Annotated in this window: 24 protein-coding genes; 3 read left to right on the top strand and 21 right to left on the bottom strand. The window is 44.7% G+C overall.

The features are described from left to right. The 16 genes from dnaB to A7975_RS30605 form a co-directional block, all read right to left on the bottom strand. On the bottom strand, positions 1 to 1171 hold a 1171-nt coding region (gene dnaB / locus A7975_RS30530), incomplete at its 3' end, for a replicative DNA helicase (protein ID WP_065387667.1). After that, positions 1168 to 1515, bottom strand: coding sequence for a hypothetical protein (locus A7975_RS30535; RefSeq protein WP_065387668.1), 348 nt, complete (start codon positions 1513 to 1515; stop codon positions 1168 to 1170). The genes dnaB and A7975_RS30535, both read right to left, overlap by 4 nt. Further along, a complete protein-coding gene (locus A7975_RS30540) occupies positions 1451 to 2317 on the bottom strand; it encodes a hypothetical protein (protein WP_065387669.1) in 867 nt (288 codons plus the stop codon). Before A7975_RS30540 ends, A7975_RS30535 begins: the two co-directional genes overlap by 65 nt. 15 nt (positions 2318 to 2332) lie before the next feature. Continuing rightward, positions 2333 to 3010, bottom strand: a complete 678-nt coding sequence (locus A7975_RS30545) for a hypothetical protein (protein WP_065387670.1) — start codon at positions 3008 to 3010, stop codon at positions 2333 to 2335. Positions 3011 to 3025: 15 nt separating this feature from the next. Further along, positions 3026 to 3631, bottom strand: a complete 606-nt coding sequence (locus tag A7975_RS30550) for a 3'-5' exonuclease (protein WP_065387671.1) — start codon at positions 3629 to 3631, stop codon at positions 3026 to 3028. Further along, the gene (locus A7975_RS30555) at positions 3632 to 4393 is read right to left on the bottom strand and encodes an MBL fold metallo-hydrolase (RefSeq protein ID WP_065387672.1); all 762 of its coding nucleotides are present in this window, start codon (positions 4391 to 4393) and stop codon (positions 3632 to 3634) included. Continuing rightward, the gene (locus tag A7975_RS30560) at positions 4393 to 5289 is read right to left on the bottom strand and encodes a RecT family recombinase (RefSeq protein ID WP_065387673.1); all 897 of its coding nucleotides are present in this window, start codon (positions 5287 to 5289) and stop codon (positions 4393 to 4395) included. Before A7975_RS30560 ends, A7975_RS30555 begins: the two co-directional genes overlap by 1 nt. 3 nt (positions 5290 to 5292) lie before the next feature. After that, a complete protein-coding gene (locus tag A7975_RS30565) occupies positions 5293 to 5481 on the bottom strand; it encodes a hypothetical protein (RefSeq protein WP_065387674.1) in 189 nt (62 codons plus the stop codon). Continuing rightward, positions 5482 to 7065 (bottom strand): hypothetical protein, encoded by a 1584-nt coding sequence (locus A7975_RS30570; RefSeq protein WP_065387675.1) that lies wholly within the window; start codon positions 7063 to 7065, stop codon positions 5482 to 5484. Beyond that, positions 7062 to 7682 (bottom strand): hypothetical protein, encoded by a 621-nt coding sequence (locus A7975_RS30575; protein WP_065387676.1) that lies wholly within the window; start codon positions 7680 to 7682, stop codon positions 7062 to 7064. Before A7975_RS30575 ends, A7975_RS30570 begins: the two co-directional genes overlap by 4 nt. A 98-nt stretch (positions 7683 to 7780) precedes the next feature. Further along, on the bottom strand, positions 7781 to 7966 hold the full coding sequence (locus A7975_RS30580) for a hypothetical protein (RefSeq protein WP_065387677.1): 186 nt from the start codon (positions 7964 to 7966) through the stop codon (positions 7781 to 7783). Positions 7967 to 8034: 68 nt separating this feature from the next. Next, entirely contained in the window at positions 8035 to 8301 is a 267-nt protein-coding gene (locus A7975_RS30585) for a helix-turn-helix domain-containing protein (protein WP_065387678.1), read from the bottom strand. Next, complete coding sequence (locus tag A7975_RS30590; RefSeq protein ID WP_065387679.1) at positions 8298 to 8618, bottom strand: hypothetical protein; 321 nt, start codon at positions 8616 to 8618, stop codon at positions 8298 to 8300. The genes A7975_RS30585 and A7975_RS30590 overlap by 4 nt, the downstream gene beginning before the upstream one ends. Beyond that, positions 8600 to 8815 carry a hypothetical protein gene (locus A7975_RS30595; RefSeq protein WP_065387680.1) on the bottom strand — a complete coding sequence of 72 codons (216 nt, stop codon included), beginning with the start codon at positions 8813 to 8815 and terminating at the stop codon, positions 8600 to 8602. The genes A7975_RS30590 and A7975_RS30595 overlap by 19 nt, the downstream gene beginning before the upstream one ends. Next, on the bottom strand, positions 8802 to 9545 hold the full coding sequence (locus A7975_RS30600; protein ID WP_065387681.1) for a Rha family transcriptional regulator: 744 nt from the start codon (positions 9543 to 9545) through the stop codon (positions 8802 to 8804). The genes A7975_RS30595 and A7975_RS30600 overlap by 14 nt, the downstream gene beginning before the upstream one ends. 68 nt (positions 9546 to 9613) lie before the next feature. Then, entirely contained in the window at positions 9614 to 9865 is a 252-nt protein-coding gene (locus tag A7975_RS30605) for a helix-turn-helix domain-containing protein (protein WP_255314619.1), read from the bottom strand. A gap of 138 nt (positions 9866 to 10003) precedes the next feature. On the opposite strand from A7975_RS30605, the gene A7975_RS30610 reads away from it, so the two are divergent. Both A7975_RS30610 and A7975_RS30615 read left to right on the top strand, forming a co-directional pair. Beyond that, positions 10004 to 10648 (top strand): LexA family protein, encoded by a 645-nt coding sequence (locus tag A7975_RS30610; RefSeq protein WP_255314620.1) that lies wholly within the window; start codon positions 10004 to 10006, stop codon positions 10646 to 10648. A 369-nt stretch (positions 10649 to 11017) separates the two neighbouring features. After that, positions 11018 to 11905, top strand: a complete 888-nt coding sequence (locus A7975_RS30615) for an IS3 family transposase (RefSeq protein WP_065385942.1) — start codon at positions 11018 to 11020, stop codon at positions 11903 to 11905. Between the two features lie 58 nt (positions 11906 to 11963). Here the strand turns inward: A7975_RS30615 and A7975_RS30620 are convergent, their stop codons facing one another. Next, a complete protein-coding gene (locus tag A7975_RS30620) occupies positions 11964 to 12179 on the bottom strand; it encodes a hypothetical protein (RefSeq protein WP_065387682.1) in 216 nt (71 codons plus the stop codon). A 63-nt stretch (positions 12180 to 12242) separates the two neighbouring features. Between A7975_RS30620 and A7975_RS35555 the strand changes: the two genes are divergently transcribed. Next, the gene (locus A7975_RS35555) at positions 12243 to 12473 is read left to right on the top strand and encodes a helix-turn-helix domain-containing protein (RefSeq protein WP_065387683.1); all 231 of its coding nucleotides are present in this window, start codon (positions 12243 to 12245) and stop codon (positions 12471 to 12473) included. Between the two features lie 245 nt (positions 12474 to 12718). On the opposite strand, the gene A7975_RS30630 is transcribed toward A7975_RS35555, so the two are convergent. Genes A7975_RS30630 through A7975_RS30640 form a run of 4 tightly spaced genes read right to left on the bottom strand, consistent with a single transcriptional unit; the run spans position 12719 to position 14379 of the window. Then, on the bottom strand, positions 12719 to 13099 hold the full coding sequence (locus tag A7975_RS30630; protein WP_065387684.1) for a LytTR family transcriptional regulator DNA-binding domain-containing protein: 381 nt from the start codon (positions 13097 to 13099) through the stop codon (positions 12719 to 12721). 26 nt (positions 13100 to 13125) lie between these two features. Further along, positions 13126 to 13245, bottom strand: coding sequence for a cyclic lactone autoinducer peptide (locus A7975_RS33395; RefSeq protein ID WP_082198563.1), 120 nt, complete (start codon positions 13243 to 13245; stop codon positions 13126 to 13128). 7 nt (positions 13246 to 13252) lie between these two features. Further along, positions 13253 to 13768, bottom strand: a complete 516-nt coding sequence (locus A7975_RS30635; RefSeq protein ID WP_065387685.1) for an accessory gene regulator ArgB-like protein — start codon at positions 13766 to 13768, stop codon at positions 13253 to 13255. Beyond that, positions 13768 to 14379, bottom strand: a complete 612-nt coding sequence (locus tag A7975_RS30640; RefSeq protein WP_065387686.1) for a hypothetical protein — start codon at positions 14377 to 14379, stop codon at positions 13768 to 13770. The genes A7975_RS30635 and A7975_RS30640 overlap by 1 nt, the downstream gene beginning before the upstream one ends.

Genomic DNA, 14379 nt, shown 5'->3' on the forward strand with positions numbered 1-14379 from the left:
TCGGACGTTTATCCTGCCGCTGCTCTACACCACGGCTGAGTTGCGAAAGAGCGATAACTGGCACTTCCAACTCACGCGCAATTTCCTTAAGTGTCCGTGAGATTTCAGATACTTCCTGCTGCCTGTTCTCTCCGCTGCGGCCATTCCCTCTGATAAGCTGCAAGTAGTCGATTAAGATCAATCCGAGCCCTTTTTCTTTCTTGAGCTCTCGGCATTTCATGCGAATTTCGCCCACCGTTATACCTGGAGTATCATCAATCATGATGTTAGCTTCAGCTAGGATCCCAATAGCATTTGTCATCTTGCCCCAGTCATCCGGTTCAAAGAATCCTGTTTTTAGTTTTTCTCCGTCAATATTGCCTTCTGACGAGATCATCCTTTGCACTAGCTGATCCGCCGACATTTCGAGGCTAAATATAGCAACGGTCTCTTTCGCTCTCACCCCAACGTGCTGGGCGATGTTAAGGGCAAATGCTGTCTTACCTACGGATGGGCGAGCAGCAATGATAATGAGGTCACTCTTTTGGAATCCGGCAGTCATCTTATCCAAATCGGTTAATCCACTCGGTAGCCCCGTTATCCCTCTTTTAATGTGGCGATTGTTATACTTATCCTCCGTCTGGTCGAACACCTGATAGAGTGCATCCTTTATCGCCACAAACGCTTTTGGAGGCTTGTTCTCTGCCGTCAACTTCGAGATTCGTTTTTCTGCCAAAGCGACAAAGCCGGCGACATTCTGCTCCAATCTGGCATGCTTCTCCAACTCGCGGACAATTACGAGCGATTCTCTTCGTAGTGACATATCTAGGACGATATCAGCGTAATGCGCGACACTCGACGCCGTAGGAACGGAGTTTGCTAGGCGAGATAGATAGGACACGCCTCCGATTGAATCAATTTTCTCCTGATCCTGTAGCTCCGCGCTGACCGTTACAACGTCTATTGGAGCTTTCGAATCGTAAACATCGCACATCGCTTTATAAATTGTTCGATGGGACTTTTCGTAGAATTTTTGTTCGGTAAGTCTATCCTTCACCTTTTCGAAAGCTTCTGCATTAAGCAGGATTGCACCGATTACCGCTTGCTCTGCTTCAATGTTGTAAGGCTCTGAGTCAGGCATCCCTAGATAATTTCCTTCATAATCGGGAGGAGCTTCGGTTGGAAGGCTCATGATCGTTCACCCCATATCTTCTTTCGTGCATTCTCCCAATAGCCATCCGGCGCCGGCGCATCGATACGAATCCAATGCTCTAGGAGCGCAAACTGCTGATCAGCTTCTAATCGCAGCACTTCATTGTTTTTGACAGGCTGCAGATCATAGCGGGTTATATTAGCAATCTTCGGAAAAAAATCATCTGTATCGATGTGGAAGTCTAAATTTGCTATGCCCCATTCGAAAGGAACTTTCGCCAGGCGCTCCACCCAAACTGCAACGGTCTCTTCCTCGAGCTCAATTTGGTTTGGGTAAGCTGCCGCTGCTTTGAAAAGAAGAAACTTGGCTTGTTCCGGCAGCATGACCGCCGCCCCCTTTCCCGCGCAGGAGCTCTTTGTTTTTACTAAGCTTTGATTGTTTTTGAGGAACTAGGTCATTTACGACCTTGGGGTAAAAGGTATAAGGATCTCGATCTGGTAGGAATTTTTCAAAGTGGCCCTTTTCTAAGAAGTCTAGCAATCCCCATCTAGTATTAAGTTTGTAATCCGGATTATTCAGAATGGCATCATAGGAACTGATAGCCTGAATCATTTCTTCCTCAGAATAGTGATTCAGCTTGTACTTGATTTGAAGATTGATCTGCGGGGTTAAGACCCTATGCTTTACCAAATCTTTGCTCATCCAATGGTCGAAAATACAAGATATAAGATCTTTTAAGTTCTTTTCTTTCTTTACATTCTTATTATTGTTCCGTGACTGTTTCGCTACTGTTCCAAGTTGTGTTCCAAGTTCCATATTCCGATAGCCTCCAAACCCTTGATATTGCTCATAATTCACTACAGTGAACACTGTTCCAAGTTCATGTGTTTTCGTGCATAGCATTTGCACTTTAACGTGCGAAAGAGATTTGATGGCTCGATTGATCGTAGAGGTCGAATATTGCTTAACCTGTCTGTTTTCGATGTACTCCAAATCCTCTTGAATTTTCCTTGTTGACCGCAACCATTGGCCTCTTTGGAGGGTTAAGGATTCATCGATCTTAACCCCTTCCTCTGAGAAGACTGCATTCCCGTATATTAGGAAGAATAGACGGAATTCAACGATGTTCTTCCAAATCGAATGGCCGAAAATCTCCCTGCTTGTTTGAAAAGCACCGCCTGCCATTTCACCTCACCTGCTTTATTCTTCCTGTCGATCTTCGGCTAGAACTCCCCTGACTACAAGTGTCAGCAAAATCGCTAATTCACGAACCGGAACTACACGACCTATATTATTCTTTTCCAGCAACTGTTCGAATTTCGCTTCGAGTTTATCCTCCGTCGTCAGGGGTTCCTCGACTGTGAAGTCGTTAACGAGGGCGTCTATTAGTTGGTGGCCGTGATCTGCTGCATAATCCAATAGTGTTTGTAACCTTGGCAGAGGCATGCCGCCTGATCTCGATGCCAAAGCACGAATAATGTAATCAGTGTCATGACCACCTGATCGGTAATCTTCTATTGCCTCAGCCACTTCCTTCGGCAGCACGACCTTCTTAGCTTCTAACTGTGCCTTCAAGGTGTCGTTCTCTGTAGAAAGCCTGTCCGCACTTTGTGTTGCCAGCAGCTCGTCGGCGCGGGATTCGCCCAACTCCCGGTTAAGATGATCGACCTTTTGATTAAGGCGAACGATACTCAACTCCGCTTCTCCAAATCTGCGAACTGCCTCTTCCTCGTCCTCTTTGCTTATCTTGAGCTCAAGCTCAATTGCTTCAGCGTGAGCGACGAGACCGCGAACCGCTTCTTTGGCGAAAAAACAGGGAGTGACGTCGTTCGATCTCTCTTTCAAAATTTTAAAATCTCGTTCCTTCATGCGTCCCATTCAATTCACCATCCTCTATTTTTTCCAGACTACAGGAGACAGTTCGGCATGTGCCGGCACCCACACAGGTTTTCCGTATTTTTCTACGTAGGTCAATTTATTGATCCATTCATCTACCGGCTTCTCGGCATGCATTGCCTGCAGCAGCGCTAAGGTTGCCTCTACATCATTCAGTGCGCGGTGCGCGCCTTCTAACTTGATTTCGTATTTGTCGCACATGTTCTCCAGCTTATGAGGAAATGGCGTCCGGTCCCGAGCAATACTCAGCGTGTCCAGAAATTTATTTGCAAAGTTAATCTCTTGAATCCGAAACATAGCATAATGTAGAAATGCGAGATCAAATGTTGCGTTATGAGCTACCAGCAGCGATTGCGGACCCATAACCCTACGAAGGTTCATGAAGGCTTGCTTCTCTTCCATCCCGCCGACCAGGTGCTCGTCAGTGATTCCTGTAAGCTCCGTGATCTTCGGCGCCAGCTTGCCGTCATATTTTACAAAGGTCCGAAATTCGGAAACCTGAATGCCGTTAATGACACGGATAGCTGCCATTTCGATGACCCGTTCTTTTGCTGGATCAAGCCCGCTTGTTTCAAAATCGAATACGCATAGATCGTTGAGCAATTATATGACCTCCAATTTGTAATGCTTGTTTTTGACGAACCCCTTATCGAACAATGCCAGCTTTACAGCCTTCTCAGCCAGAGCTGCAGTATTGTTGTTCTGGCTCATATGGGTCAAATAGATTTGTTCGCCTCGACCGTATATTAGCTTGGCGAGCGCTTCAGCTGCCGCATCATTAGACATATGACCGATGTCGGAGAGTATCCGGTGTTTCAGACCATCGTGATATTTTGGATTGGCATGCAACATCGCGATATCATGATTGCATTCGAAAACGTAAATGCCGCTGTGCTCCATCGCCGTCAACATTTCCTCGTTGACACAGCCGGTGTCCATCAGCACGCTTACTTTTTTATCAATCGTTTGAATGGTGTATCCAAATGGCTCCATTGCATCATGTGAAATGTTGAAGGGTTTGACATTCATGTAGCCGCTTTGGAATGAAGCGAAGCCGGTAAACCCATTCGTTTTAACAACCCGCCCGCTGTCCAGCCTGCCGATTGCCTTGAGCGTCCCCTCACTGGCGTATACCGGGATTTTAAATTTGTCAGCGAAGCCAAGTCCGTCGGTATGATCCCCGTGCTCGTGGCTGACGAATATAGCATCGATTTTAGTTGGGTCATAGTTTTGGGCCAAAAGCAACTTTTCGATTTTGGTTTTGGATGGACCAGCATCGACTAAGATGCTGGCTCCCTCCGTGGCAATATAAATGCAGCTGCCTTTTTCAGAACCTGTTGAAAGCACTTTGACGATGGTCCCCATTATTCGAGATCGTCGTCGCCGGCTGTTTTCTCGGCAATATCCATTTCCATGACCTTGAGCAAACCGTTTAGTTCTTTAAGCGTTGGCTTATCTCCAGCTACTGTGCAATTAGCTTGCATGTATACTCCTTGGGCCTCTTTATCAGTAATGCCAAGCGTTTTGAAAGCCGCTGAAATTTTTTGCCGTACAATAACCATTTCGTTAACCTGAGCAGCTGCTGGTGACTCTAGTTCTTTGACAGGATCGACTGTATTCACTTCTTCTGTGATGTCGCGGCGCTCATACGGTGCTGGCGCTCCGGTATTCGATTCTGTAAGCTCGTCCTCTGCAACTTCGATGCCAAACTGCCTTTTAAATGCACGCTTTATAGCATGTTTGACAAGCATATCGTCGAGATAGTCACTCCACATTTTCTTTGTGTTGGCAACACTACTATTAATAAGGTGGGAAACTTGCTCTAAATCAACAACAACCGAAATGTTAGGCATTCCCTCGCGGTAAGCCACGCAAAAAGCCCCTATTGTCTTCCCGCGACTTCCTAATCCTTTAATTTTGTGTACTGGAATTCCCGTTACCGTGTCAATTTCAAACTCGTCGTTTTCCTTGACCTCTGAGGCGATGAACCCTTTATACTGCGGATTCTTTTTAGCCAATGCGACGATGCCCTCAACTGCGATTTGAATGCTCATTACAGGTCCGTCCTTGCCGTTGTAGGTGATGCAATAAATCTGATTAAGGAAAGGATTAAGGCCGGAGCTTGCGCAAGTCTGGACGAACAGAGCAAATTGCTCATTGCTTGTACCTTTCGCAATCGTGCCTTTCAGTGTTTCTAATTCATTCTGAGTGAAGTTTCCGACAAGTAATTGCGTATTTACAGGAGCGATTGCATTTGTCATAGGTTAATTACCTCCATTTGGTTTCAGGTGATTGGCAAAATAATCGCCATTCTTGCGGATATGGTGATCGACGGAGCCGCCAAGAGAGATGATGATTTCGTTTGAATCTTCGTAATATGGCCTTACTGGCTTGCCTTCTACTAGCCCGCTCGCCGCATCAGATTTAATGCACATAAAAGTTTGAGGTTTCATTTATACAATCACTCCATCCACTTCAATTTTTAAATCTATTTCCGGAACAGTCCGGCCAGTGATAACCTGGTCATATGCCGCAACAGGTCCCGTGTACTCGCCAATGCCGTCAATGAATACAGGAGTGATCAGTCCGGATTGCTTGAATAGTACCTCTGTCAACTCGAGCCCCGCGCCGATCTTCTCGCCTACCGAGAGGGATGCATAATCCTTGCCATCCTTCTGGACGCTGAAATCCGGATCATATTCATTCCGAGAAGCTACATATTTATAGAGGCGAATCGATAGTGTGGTGAACTTGGATTGGATCTCAGCAGCCTGCAGCTCCGCCTCTTTGGCGCGGAAAGCTTTGATCGCATCCAAGATGAAAGTCGTTTCTCTTGAATTTGTTAGCGCGGTTCCTTCCGTTTCTTCCGCTGCTGTAACTTCTGCCGCTAAGCGAGCACGCTCGTTATGATCTCTGATCTTGCCGAGCAGCGAGTCATATTGTTCCTTGAGAGCTCTAACCTTCGTTTGCTGCTCCTCGATGTCGACTCGTTCAGCCTGCTTGAGCGCTTCGTGCGCCTCTTTGCGCTTTGCCTGTAAATCAGCATGCTTGACGCGGTACTGCTTAACACGGCGATCCTTGTCGACTGTAACAGCTTCAATAGCTTCGTCTTGCAGGTGCTGCTTACAGGTTTTGCATGTATCCTCAATTGGCTCTTCTTTTAATGCAGGCCATGCCGCAGCCGAATCCTTAACCTCTTTGTCGAGCTGCTGCCAGCGTGTTTCAAGAGCGTTGTAATGCGAATTGATAGATGACGCATCATAGACAATCTTTTCCTCGCGCTCGATATCTACCATCAGAGCAGCAACCTCAGATTCAAGAGTGGCTATATCCGCTTGCACCGCTGGCAATCGTGCAAGCATTTCATTAAGCTTCTTGGCAGCCCCGACAGCCTCCGTGTGAGCCTTGTCAAGCTTAGGCTTGAGCTCTTTGTGTTTAGCCTCCAAATCATTGATGGTGTGTTTCTTGGTAAGCTCCGCCAGCTTCGCAGCCTGCGGGTTAAGGGTGATCTCCTTGTCCTTTTGCTCCGATGTTGTCCGCGACATTTCCGTAAATACTGTTTTATTGGGCGGCGGCGTTACTCCCTGCATCAACAATGCGCGCTGCTTGGTCCAATGGAGGCCGAAGAAGAAAGCCGGATAGTACAGAGCCATAAACTCCTCTTGTGAGAATAAGGATGCGACTGCGGCCTCGTATTCCTTCGCAGGCTTCGGTATGTCGTTTACATAGAAGCTGTTTGTCTTGCCAGCGATCTCCCGAGCAAACTTGTATTCCGTGCCTTCAACTGACAGGATCATCGAAGCGAAAACCCGATCGTATTTATAATTACTTGGCCTTGGGCTGTTTTTAGCTGATGTGTAATCATTGCCGAGAAGATCCTTGCCCCACAAGATCCATACCGGCGCAGTGCCGATAGATGACTTGCCTTCTCCGTTACGACCGGATAGTGCGGTTACGTCTCCGTAATGAACCGTCTTGCTGCGGAGCCCAGTGTAATTTACAAGCTCTAATTGTTTGAATCGGATAACCTTAGTCAAGTCCGGTCGCCTCCAGTCATTTCAATTTCAGCAGCCTTCTCTTGCAGGCTTTTGAGCATAGAAGGGATGTTCAAGCGACTGATGATGTCCGCCGATAACTGTGATTGCAAATTCATTTCCATCGTCTTGACCACGGATTGTTCCGCTTTCTGGCGGGCATCTACGATCAAATTTGCTATCTTCTTTTCAAGGTCCTTACCAAGAGCATTTTTCACGAAATATTCGTGAATAGTATATTTAGCATCGCGGCTATATTCCGTATGGCGACCGTGTTCATCAAGCACCTTGTTCTGCAAGAACTGCTTATACTTCATGCCGACATATTCGCTGAGGGAAAGATACTGCACCTCTGCTCGCCATTCGTCAGATTTATAAGGGATCTTCATAGATTCGATTTGATTTTTCATGATTCCGGTCAGAAATTCCTCAGTTACCTTTTCGGCAACCGCGGCCACCTTCTCGTCGATCTTTGATTTGATAGCCAACTCTGCATTGGATAGCATCTTAGCTTGAAGCGTAGATAAAACTTCCTCTTTCAGAGTTTCGGAGATACCCGAACCCTCCTGAATCATTTCTTCTAGCCAATCCAATTTAAGTTCGATTTTGATTACGCTCATATGTTCCGCTTCTCCTTTTGCCAGCTCTGTGCTAAACTGGCGGTGAATTGTTTTCTTGCAGCTCTAACGCGACGGCCATCGCTGTTAGGGCTTTTCCTTTACAACCGTTGAAAGAATCCATCCAGCTTGTCATGCACTGACTTACATCTCGCAAGTGCGTTACTTTCATCAGCTTCAGATAGCTCGTCAACAATCTCTGATAGAGCATCATCAAGTTCTCCAAGAAACTTCCTGATTGCTTGCATTTGCTCATCTGTTTGCCTCGCTTGTTCTGTTAATCGCATCTGTTTTCACCCCCTCCCAAGCTCTAAAACCGCTCAAAATGCCGTTTTTGGCAAAAAAAATAATAGGCCTATGGCGAAATGCCATTTTTAGAACGGAATGTAAGAACCTCGTCCTCCGTCACATGGCCAGCTTTGATCATCAATTCGATGAATTGAATATCCAGCACGTTCGAAAATTTCCGTAATGTATCAGGGTCGGGTGACTGTTTATCTAATTCGATCCTTGCTATAGTGCCATTACTGATTCCTGCCGCAACAGCGAACCGGCGCTGGCTTTCGTACCCCTTCTCCTTCCGTAACTGCTTCAGGTAAGTTCCAAAGTCCTCACCACTCATAGCACTATCCCCCTTGCCGCAAGCTGCCTATCCCGCCATTCCTCAAAGGGCGTTTCCAATATTTCCGGCTGACACACCTTGACGTGTTCCGAATGGTAAAATGTCGCAAGCCTGTCTACTACATGGGCCACGCTGCCAACCGGCTCTGCCTCAGATATCACGATGGCATGAGCTGCGCGAATCGTCTCTTGTGCTTTACAATCGGCAACCATTCGGGCAGCCTCATGGCCTTTTAGCAAGCCAGTTGCATATACTGGACCGGATGTGAGGCCGATTGCTTGCAGCATTGGTTTAAAGTTCAGATTTCCTTGATGCATTCCTGTGCACCCCCATGTGGCGAATCATACATTTCTGAGAATAGAATTCCGATAGCAGCATCGTGAATCTCGTTAGCGTTGCGTCCTGCCGGCAGCGCGGCACAAGTCGTCTGAATGACTTGCATTGCCTGCTTAAATGTTGTGGTCGCCTGCTTGGCTTCCGTAACCATCAGCCGAGCTTTTTCAGTAATTGTCATAACGTAACTCCCTCCGTTCTTTATATTTATTTATGAAGTACATGCAACCCTTGCCTGTAATCTTAGGTGTTCGAGTCATCTTCACGCCTTCGCTGGCGCTGCCTCGCTGCCCGACCTTGATTTCCATAATGCCGAGATCCATGGATCGTTGTGTCGGCATGTTGTACTCGCTGCCGCCTTTGATCAAATAGCCCTCATTGCGAAGCATTTTGAACAATCTGATTTCTCCAACGTTAATCAGGTTTTGCTTAAGTAGCTTAGCTAGATCAGCGATTAGGATTGAATCCTCCGAAACAACAAGCGCTTCTGCGAAGACTACCTTCGGCCTGTCCGCCGCAGCTTGGAGTTGTAAGGCTTCCTTCTCCTCGGCCAGTGTGGCAGCAAGGAATAAAGCTTCGGATAAGGACTGCGGAATTAGTGGGGCGGCGATCTGCTGGCGCATTCGGTTGAATTCTCCGATGTACATTTCCTTAAAACGGGCAGCCTCTTTTCCGGTGTAGCCCATGACTAGAAAAGAGAATCCATCTTGAGTGATGATAAATTTCGGATAAGATCGGCCACGATCAGTTGTATAATCTGACTGCTCAAAATTGAGCCGTGAAAATTCTGAGCTGCACTCGAGCGTTTCGATATCTCGAAGAACATTTTTATGTTCCTTGCCGAATATTTCCGCAACGATCAAACTGTCTGTTACCGGCTGGCCATTTTCAATTCGTACTAATTTACTCATTCGTTTTCACTCCGTCTCTCAGTTCTTTATTTATCAATCAACCCCAGTTTGTAATGCGCAATCCGCAATTACGACGTTCTTTTTCTTCTTATTGCTTTTTCGAATCCGTGAAACTCGGATTCTTTGCCAAAAAAAATATATGGGAATGGGATCTTATAAATTTGGAGAAGCTGAACAAGAAGGTCCTGAGGTATGCTCGTTGAATCATCCTCATATTTCGAGATCGTATCGAAACATTTATCAGTCTTCTCCGCTACTTCTTTTATCGTGAAGCCACTGTTTACACGAGCAGCTCTAAGCGTGATTTTGATGTCCGTCATTTTCTCACCGCCTTTCTGATCCCTATATTAATCCGAGTTTCTCGGCTTGTCAACCGAGTTTTGCGGATTTTTTTCTTTACATATCAGGCGATTACACTATATAATCAGAAGCAAATAGTTGTCGGGAGGATGTTCGTTGTGGCTAGAAAAAGAATCAATGACATTGAGCGGAAAATGATGAGCGATATTGCAGAAAACCTTAAAAGCATCCTAAAAAGAAAAGGTATTTCTCAAAAAGAATTGGCCGAAATGACTGACATCTCTACTAGTACAATATCTGATTACATAACAGCAAAAAGACTTATGGCTCCTAGTATCACTCAATCAATTGCAGAGGCATTGAAGGTTGATGCATCAGAGATATCACCATTACTTGAGAGTGTAGATGCTTCTATTTCAGAGAACATCAACCTGCCGATTGTAGGTAAGATATCATGCGGAAGTGGTATTGTGGCTTTTGAATACATAGATGGATACGAATCTACTCCACGTTCTTGGTTAAATGGGGGCGATTATTTTTACTTAAAAGCTAAGGGAAATAGCATGACTGGAGCTCGAATTCATGAAGGCGATCTACTCTTGATCAGGAAACAAGACGAGGTTGAAGATGGAGAAATTGCTGCAGTTTTGATTAATGAAGAAGCAGTACTAAAAAAGGTTTACAAGCAAAATGATTCAATAGTACTTAACTCAATGAATTCAGACTATGCTCCTATCGTTTGCAAATTGGATGAAAATATTCGTATAATTGGCAAGCTCAAGAAAGTTGTAATTACGTTTTAAAATAAAGAAAGCCCACCAATCAATGTGAAGTGCACCCCTTATAGTAGACATTGTAAAAACACCCTGGTGTTTAAACCGATGGATATTATAGGGGGTGCTTTTCGTTATGGCGAGAAAAGGACAGAAATTTGAGACGTATAGTTTTGAATTAAAGAAGAAGGCTATCGAGCTACGACATGGGGGAATGACCAAGCAGAGGGTAGAGGATGAGCTTGGGATCGCAGATATTGGGCGATTAAAGGTGTGGATGAGGAAGTATAAGGAACAAGGCGAATATGGGCTTATGGAACACCGAGGCAGACGAGAACAGTACAAGGATCAGGAACGTTATTTAAAGCGATTGGAGATGGAGAATGCTGTCCTAAAAAAGTGGTTGGAAATTACGAAGAAGGAGGTGTACCAGAGAAGTATAGACTCGTCTACGAACTTCGTGAACGATTTAGCGTCAAAGAACTCTGTAAAGAAATCGGAGTCTCCCGAAGCGGATTCTACGCATACGTGAAGCGCTTGAAGACAGATAAGAATAAGCAGGATAAACAGGTCATTCATGATACCTTTGAATACTATAAAGGCGTGTATGGGTACCGCCAAATTCAATTGTTTATGTTCCAAGATCATGGCGTGTGGATGAACCACAAGAAGGTTCTCCGGCTCATGCAAGAAATGGAGCTGCGCTCTAGAGTACGTCGTAAGTACCGTCACTGTACTCGAAGCTGGAACATCGGTGATCGCGTTACGAAGAACATACTGGAACGTAACTTTCAAGCGGAAGCGCCCAATCAAAAATGGGTAACTGACGTCACACAGTATCGAATTGGTGATGTTTGGTTGTATCTTTCTGCCATTAAAGATTTGTGTCAGAACGAAATTGTCGCTTACCAAACCAGTCATCACAATGACAAGCAACTTGTTCTACAGACGTTCTCTAAGGCGTTTGAAAAGGAAAAGGACGTGACTGGGCTGATCGTTCACAGCGATCAGGGGTCCCAGTACACGTCCTACGATTACCACGACATGCTACCAAAGGTTGGCGCCCAAATCAGCATGTCCAGGCGAGGCAATTGTTACGACAATGCCTCAATGGAGAGCTTCTTCTCGCATTTGAAGACAGAAGCACTCTACCCTTATGATATTCGATCTGTAGAAGAAGCACAAAGCCGAATTGAAGAATATATACACTTTTACAACAACAAGCGTCCGCAAAGAAAACTAAACAAGCTGGCTCCGATTCAGTACCGGCTCCAGCTTGTTAGGTAGGGTCTTTTATTCAGTGTCCGCTATATGGGGTCTTGACCAATGAATGGTGGGCTTTTTATTATATTTCGAAGATAACATTAACCACAACTCCAGCTATGCTATCGTTATTGTCAATTTCAGAAGTTCTCTTTAGCATTATTCCTTTGGAATCATATACCGCACAGACAATACTTTTATCTATGTCTTCTGTCTCTTCGACTAAAACTTTACTGCCTAGATAGATTCTTAAATCCTCCAAGCTGTTGTCAAGAATATCCATTGTAAATTTCTGCATATCATTTCCCCCAATCTTGATGTTATAATTTCAGCGTTAAATTAAAATAGAGAGGATCCCGGCATGGCACTTGGTCGTGGAGAGTGCCGACTACAAAAGTTCCGCCTCAAGGCAGGATTGACACAGGTTCAATTGTCTGACCAACTTCTTAAACGGTTTGGACTGAATGTATCCGATACTCTTATTGGTCACCTTGAAAACAATAGACGGGCAATGAGTATTGAAATACTTCGCGCAATGTCACTTATCTTTAAGGTTCCAATGGACAATTTTTATACCTGGCCTATAGAGTAGTCGGACGGCGATTTGTTCGCCCTCCCCCGAGCAGAACCCTACAAATTTGTAGGGTTGAAGTTAAGTGTAATTACCTGAGTTGCCAATCACTTCCTTATTTATTATTATTGTTCAGAGTGATCGATATGTAAACGAAAATTCGCATCCGCGAATTTTGTGGTACTTTCGACACGCTGCGACAAATTACCCCCTTGACATGTAAGGTTTTGACAAAAAACCCATCCATTATCGGACGGGTTTTCGTTTTATCTGATTACAACATCCGGATTGAATGTCCTAATGAAAAGCTCATGAACTTTGTACTTATGAAATGCTATTCCACAGCGTTGCGACTGCTTCTTTATTTCGTAATCGAAGTAAGCCTCTTTCTTATCGCTGTCGAGCAACTTCACATTTGCGGAATTAACCAAAATATTACGATCAATATCTGCGAATGCATATCCACTATTATTCAAAGCTGTCTGCCAAAACTTAATACTGCCAGGCATATAAAACACATCGGTGAGTGTATAGATGACGACTCTCCTCTGAGCTGAGTCGCCCTCCATGTAATTAACTGCATCAACACTTAGATTATATATGCCTGACAAACCATCAGGACAACTGGTTACGCTCAATATATGCATAATGTATCACATCCTTACTCAGCAGACTACAGCAGCTCGGCTGGAGTCTCATCTTGATAGACAAATAAAAAACTTGCTGTGGATACAACTGCGACTGCGAGAAGGCCCAATGCAGTAGCAAAACCGTATGTAGCTTTTTTCAACATCTCTTTATCACCTCCTTGATAGAATTAACGTCAATGCTTGAAGTGCAAATGCAGCAGCTATCACATCTGATTGTATGAATAAGTTCGATAGAACAATTGTTGTTGATATCGCTTTTAGCAGCGGATAATAATGTTTCGGTATTCTCGATTGCTTTTCAATTTTGCTTGGTGCCAGTATAACCATGATCACAGCAGCTGTAATTGTGATCATCATAGTAGTTAGTTCCCCGATATTACTCATTGATACGATAGTAGCAGTAATTGTTGAAACAAGAATGCATGACATCCCTGATTTTAAATGCAATCCGCCACTTACCTGTCGCAATAATGCGAAACTGACCAGTACGATAATCGCTTCATTCGTCTTCCCTGTTAGTAGCGAAATCAAGATCGTCAAACCGACTATAAATACTGCATTCAGCAATAATGAAAGTGAGTATTTCAACACGGCGACCGATGTCGGATGTTCTGGAACTTTTGTCTTTATCCTGTTTGCAATACTACCTGCTAATGCCTCTATCATTACGATTCCCTCTCTTTCTTGATACTGTAAAGCAAGAAGAATGCAAATGAAACGACGACAATGAACATTGCTTTGATCGATAATGCCACAAGTGCTAGACCTAGAATAGTCAGTGCGATTACAGCGATTACGATTATCCTTTCAGCACGGAGCCGGAGACTATCAAAGTCGGCAGTGAATCCGATCCTATACTTAAGGAGTATCAAGGATAACGAAATTTGCAATGCAGCAGTGGAAGCTTGCAGTATGTATCCCTCAGATGATTTACTATCAAAGTTTTCAATGCCTCCGAACTCAATGTAGAGCAAGCCAGCTTGCAAAACACTAAAGGCGGTATATCCGGTAAGAGTGATAATAAACGACCAGACTAGCGGCAGCCTGAGTATAACCGTCTGGTAGAGCACGAATAGCAGAATGCTCACCACAGGAACCAAGAACGGGTATGACAACTCCTCACGAAGTATGAAGCTCTGGAACACCATGACCAGCAACACTGGTATGAACCCTAGTAAATGCTTGTACGGCTTTAGCCGGAATATGGCCATCATCATTATAAAAATTCCGATACCTTCAATTGTCGAAAAAATAAAGAATCCCAAAATATCGTTCAA

Source organism: Bacillus sp. FJAT-26390, assembly GCF_001682865.1.
Taxonomy (GTDB): domain Bacteria; phylum Bacillota; class Bacilli; order Paenibacillales; family Paenibacillaceae; genus Pristimantibacillus.

Coding starts and splice junctions, on each gene's coding strand:
- A7975_RS30540 (WP_065387669.1), bottom strand. CDS start 2,317: ATGGCAGGCGGTGCTTTTCAAACAAGCAGGGAGATTTTCGGCCATTCG.
- A7975_RS30590 (WP_065387679.1), bottom strand. CDS start 8,618: ATGCATCAAGGAAATCTGAACTTTAAACCAATGCTGCAAGCAATCGGC.
- A7975_RS30600 (WP_065387681.1), bottom strand. CDS start 9,545: ATGAGTAAATTAGTACGAATTGAAAATGGCCAGCCGGTAACAGACAGT.
- A7975_RS30585 (WP_065387678.1), bottom strand. CDS start 8,301: ATGAGTGGTGAGGACTTTGGAACTTACCTGAAGCAGTTACGGAAGGAG.
- A7975_RS30620 (WP_065387682.1), bottom strand. CDS start 12,179: ATGCAGAAATTTACAATGGATATTCTTGACAACAGCTTGGAGGATTTA.
- A7975_RS30575 (WP_065387676.1), bottom strand. CDS start 7,682: ATGAGCGTAATCAAAATCGAACTTAAATTGGATTGGCTAGAAGAAATG.
- A7975_RS30565 (WP_065387674.1), bottom strand. CDS start 5,481: ATGAAACCTCAAACTTTTATGTGCATTAAATCTGATGCGGCGAGCGGG.
- A7975_RS30555 (WP_065387672.1), bottom strand. CDS start 4,393: ATGGGGACCATCGTCAAAGTGCTTTCAACAGGTTCTGAAAAAGGCAGC.
- A7975_RS30545 (WP_065387670.1), bottom strand. CDS start 3,010: ATGGGACGCATGAAGGAACGAGATTTTAAAATTTTGAAAGAGAGATCG.
- A7975_RS35555 (WP_065387683.1), top strand. CDS start 12,243: ATGGCACTTGGTCGTGGAGAGTGCCGACTACAAAAGTTCCGCCTCAAG.
- A7975_RS30635 (WP_065387685.1), bottom strand. CDS start 13,768: ATGATAGAGGCATTAGCAGGTAGTATTGCAAACAGGATAAAGACAAAA.
- A7975_RS33395 (WP_082198563.1), bottom strand. CDS start 13,245: ATGTTGAAAAAAGCTACATACGGTTTTGCTACTGCATTGGGCCTTCTC.
- A7975_RS30535 (WP_065387668.1), bottom strand. CDS start 1,515: ATGCTGCCGGAACAAGCCAAGTTTCTTCTTTTCAAAGCAGCGGCAGCT.
- A7975_RS30580 (WP_065387677.1), bottom strand. CDS start 7,966: ATGCGATTAACAGAACAAGCGAGGCAAACAGATGAGCAAATGCAAGCA.
- A7975_RS30595 (WP_065387680.1), bottom strand. CDS start 8,815: ATGACAATTACTGAAAAAGCTCGGCTGATGGTTACGGAAGCCAAGCAG.
- A7975_RS30630 (WP_065387684.1), bottom strand. CDS start 13,099: ATGCATATATTGAGCGTAACCAGTTGTCCTGATGGTTTGTCAGGCATA.
- A7975_RS30560 (WP_065387673.1), bottom strand. CDS start 5,289: ATGACAAATGCAATCGCTCCTGTAAATACGCAATTACTTGTCGGAAAC.
- A7975_RS30605 (WP_255314619.1), bottom strand. CDS start 9,865: ATGACGGACATCAAAATCACGCTTAGAGCTGCTCGTGTAAACAGTGGC.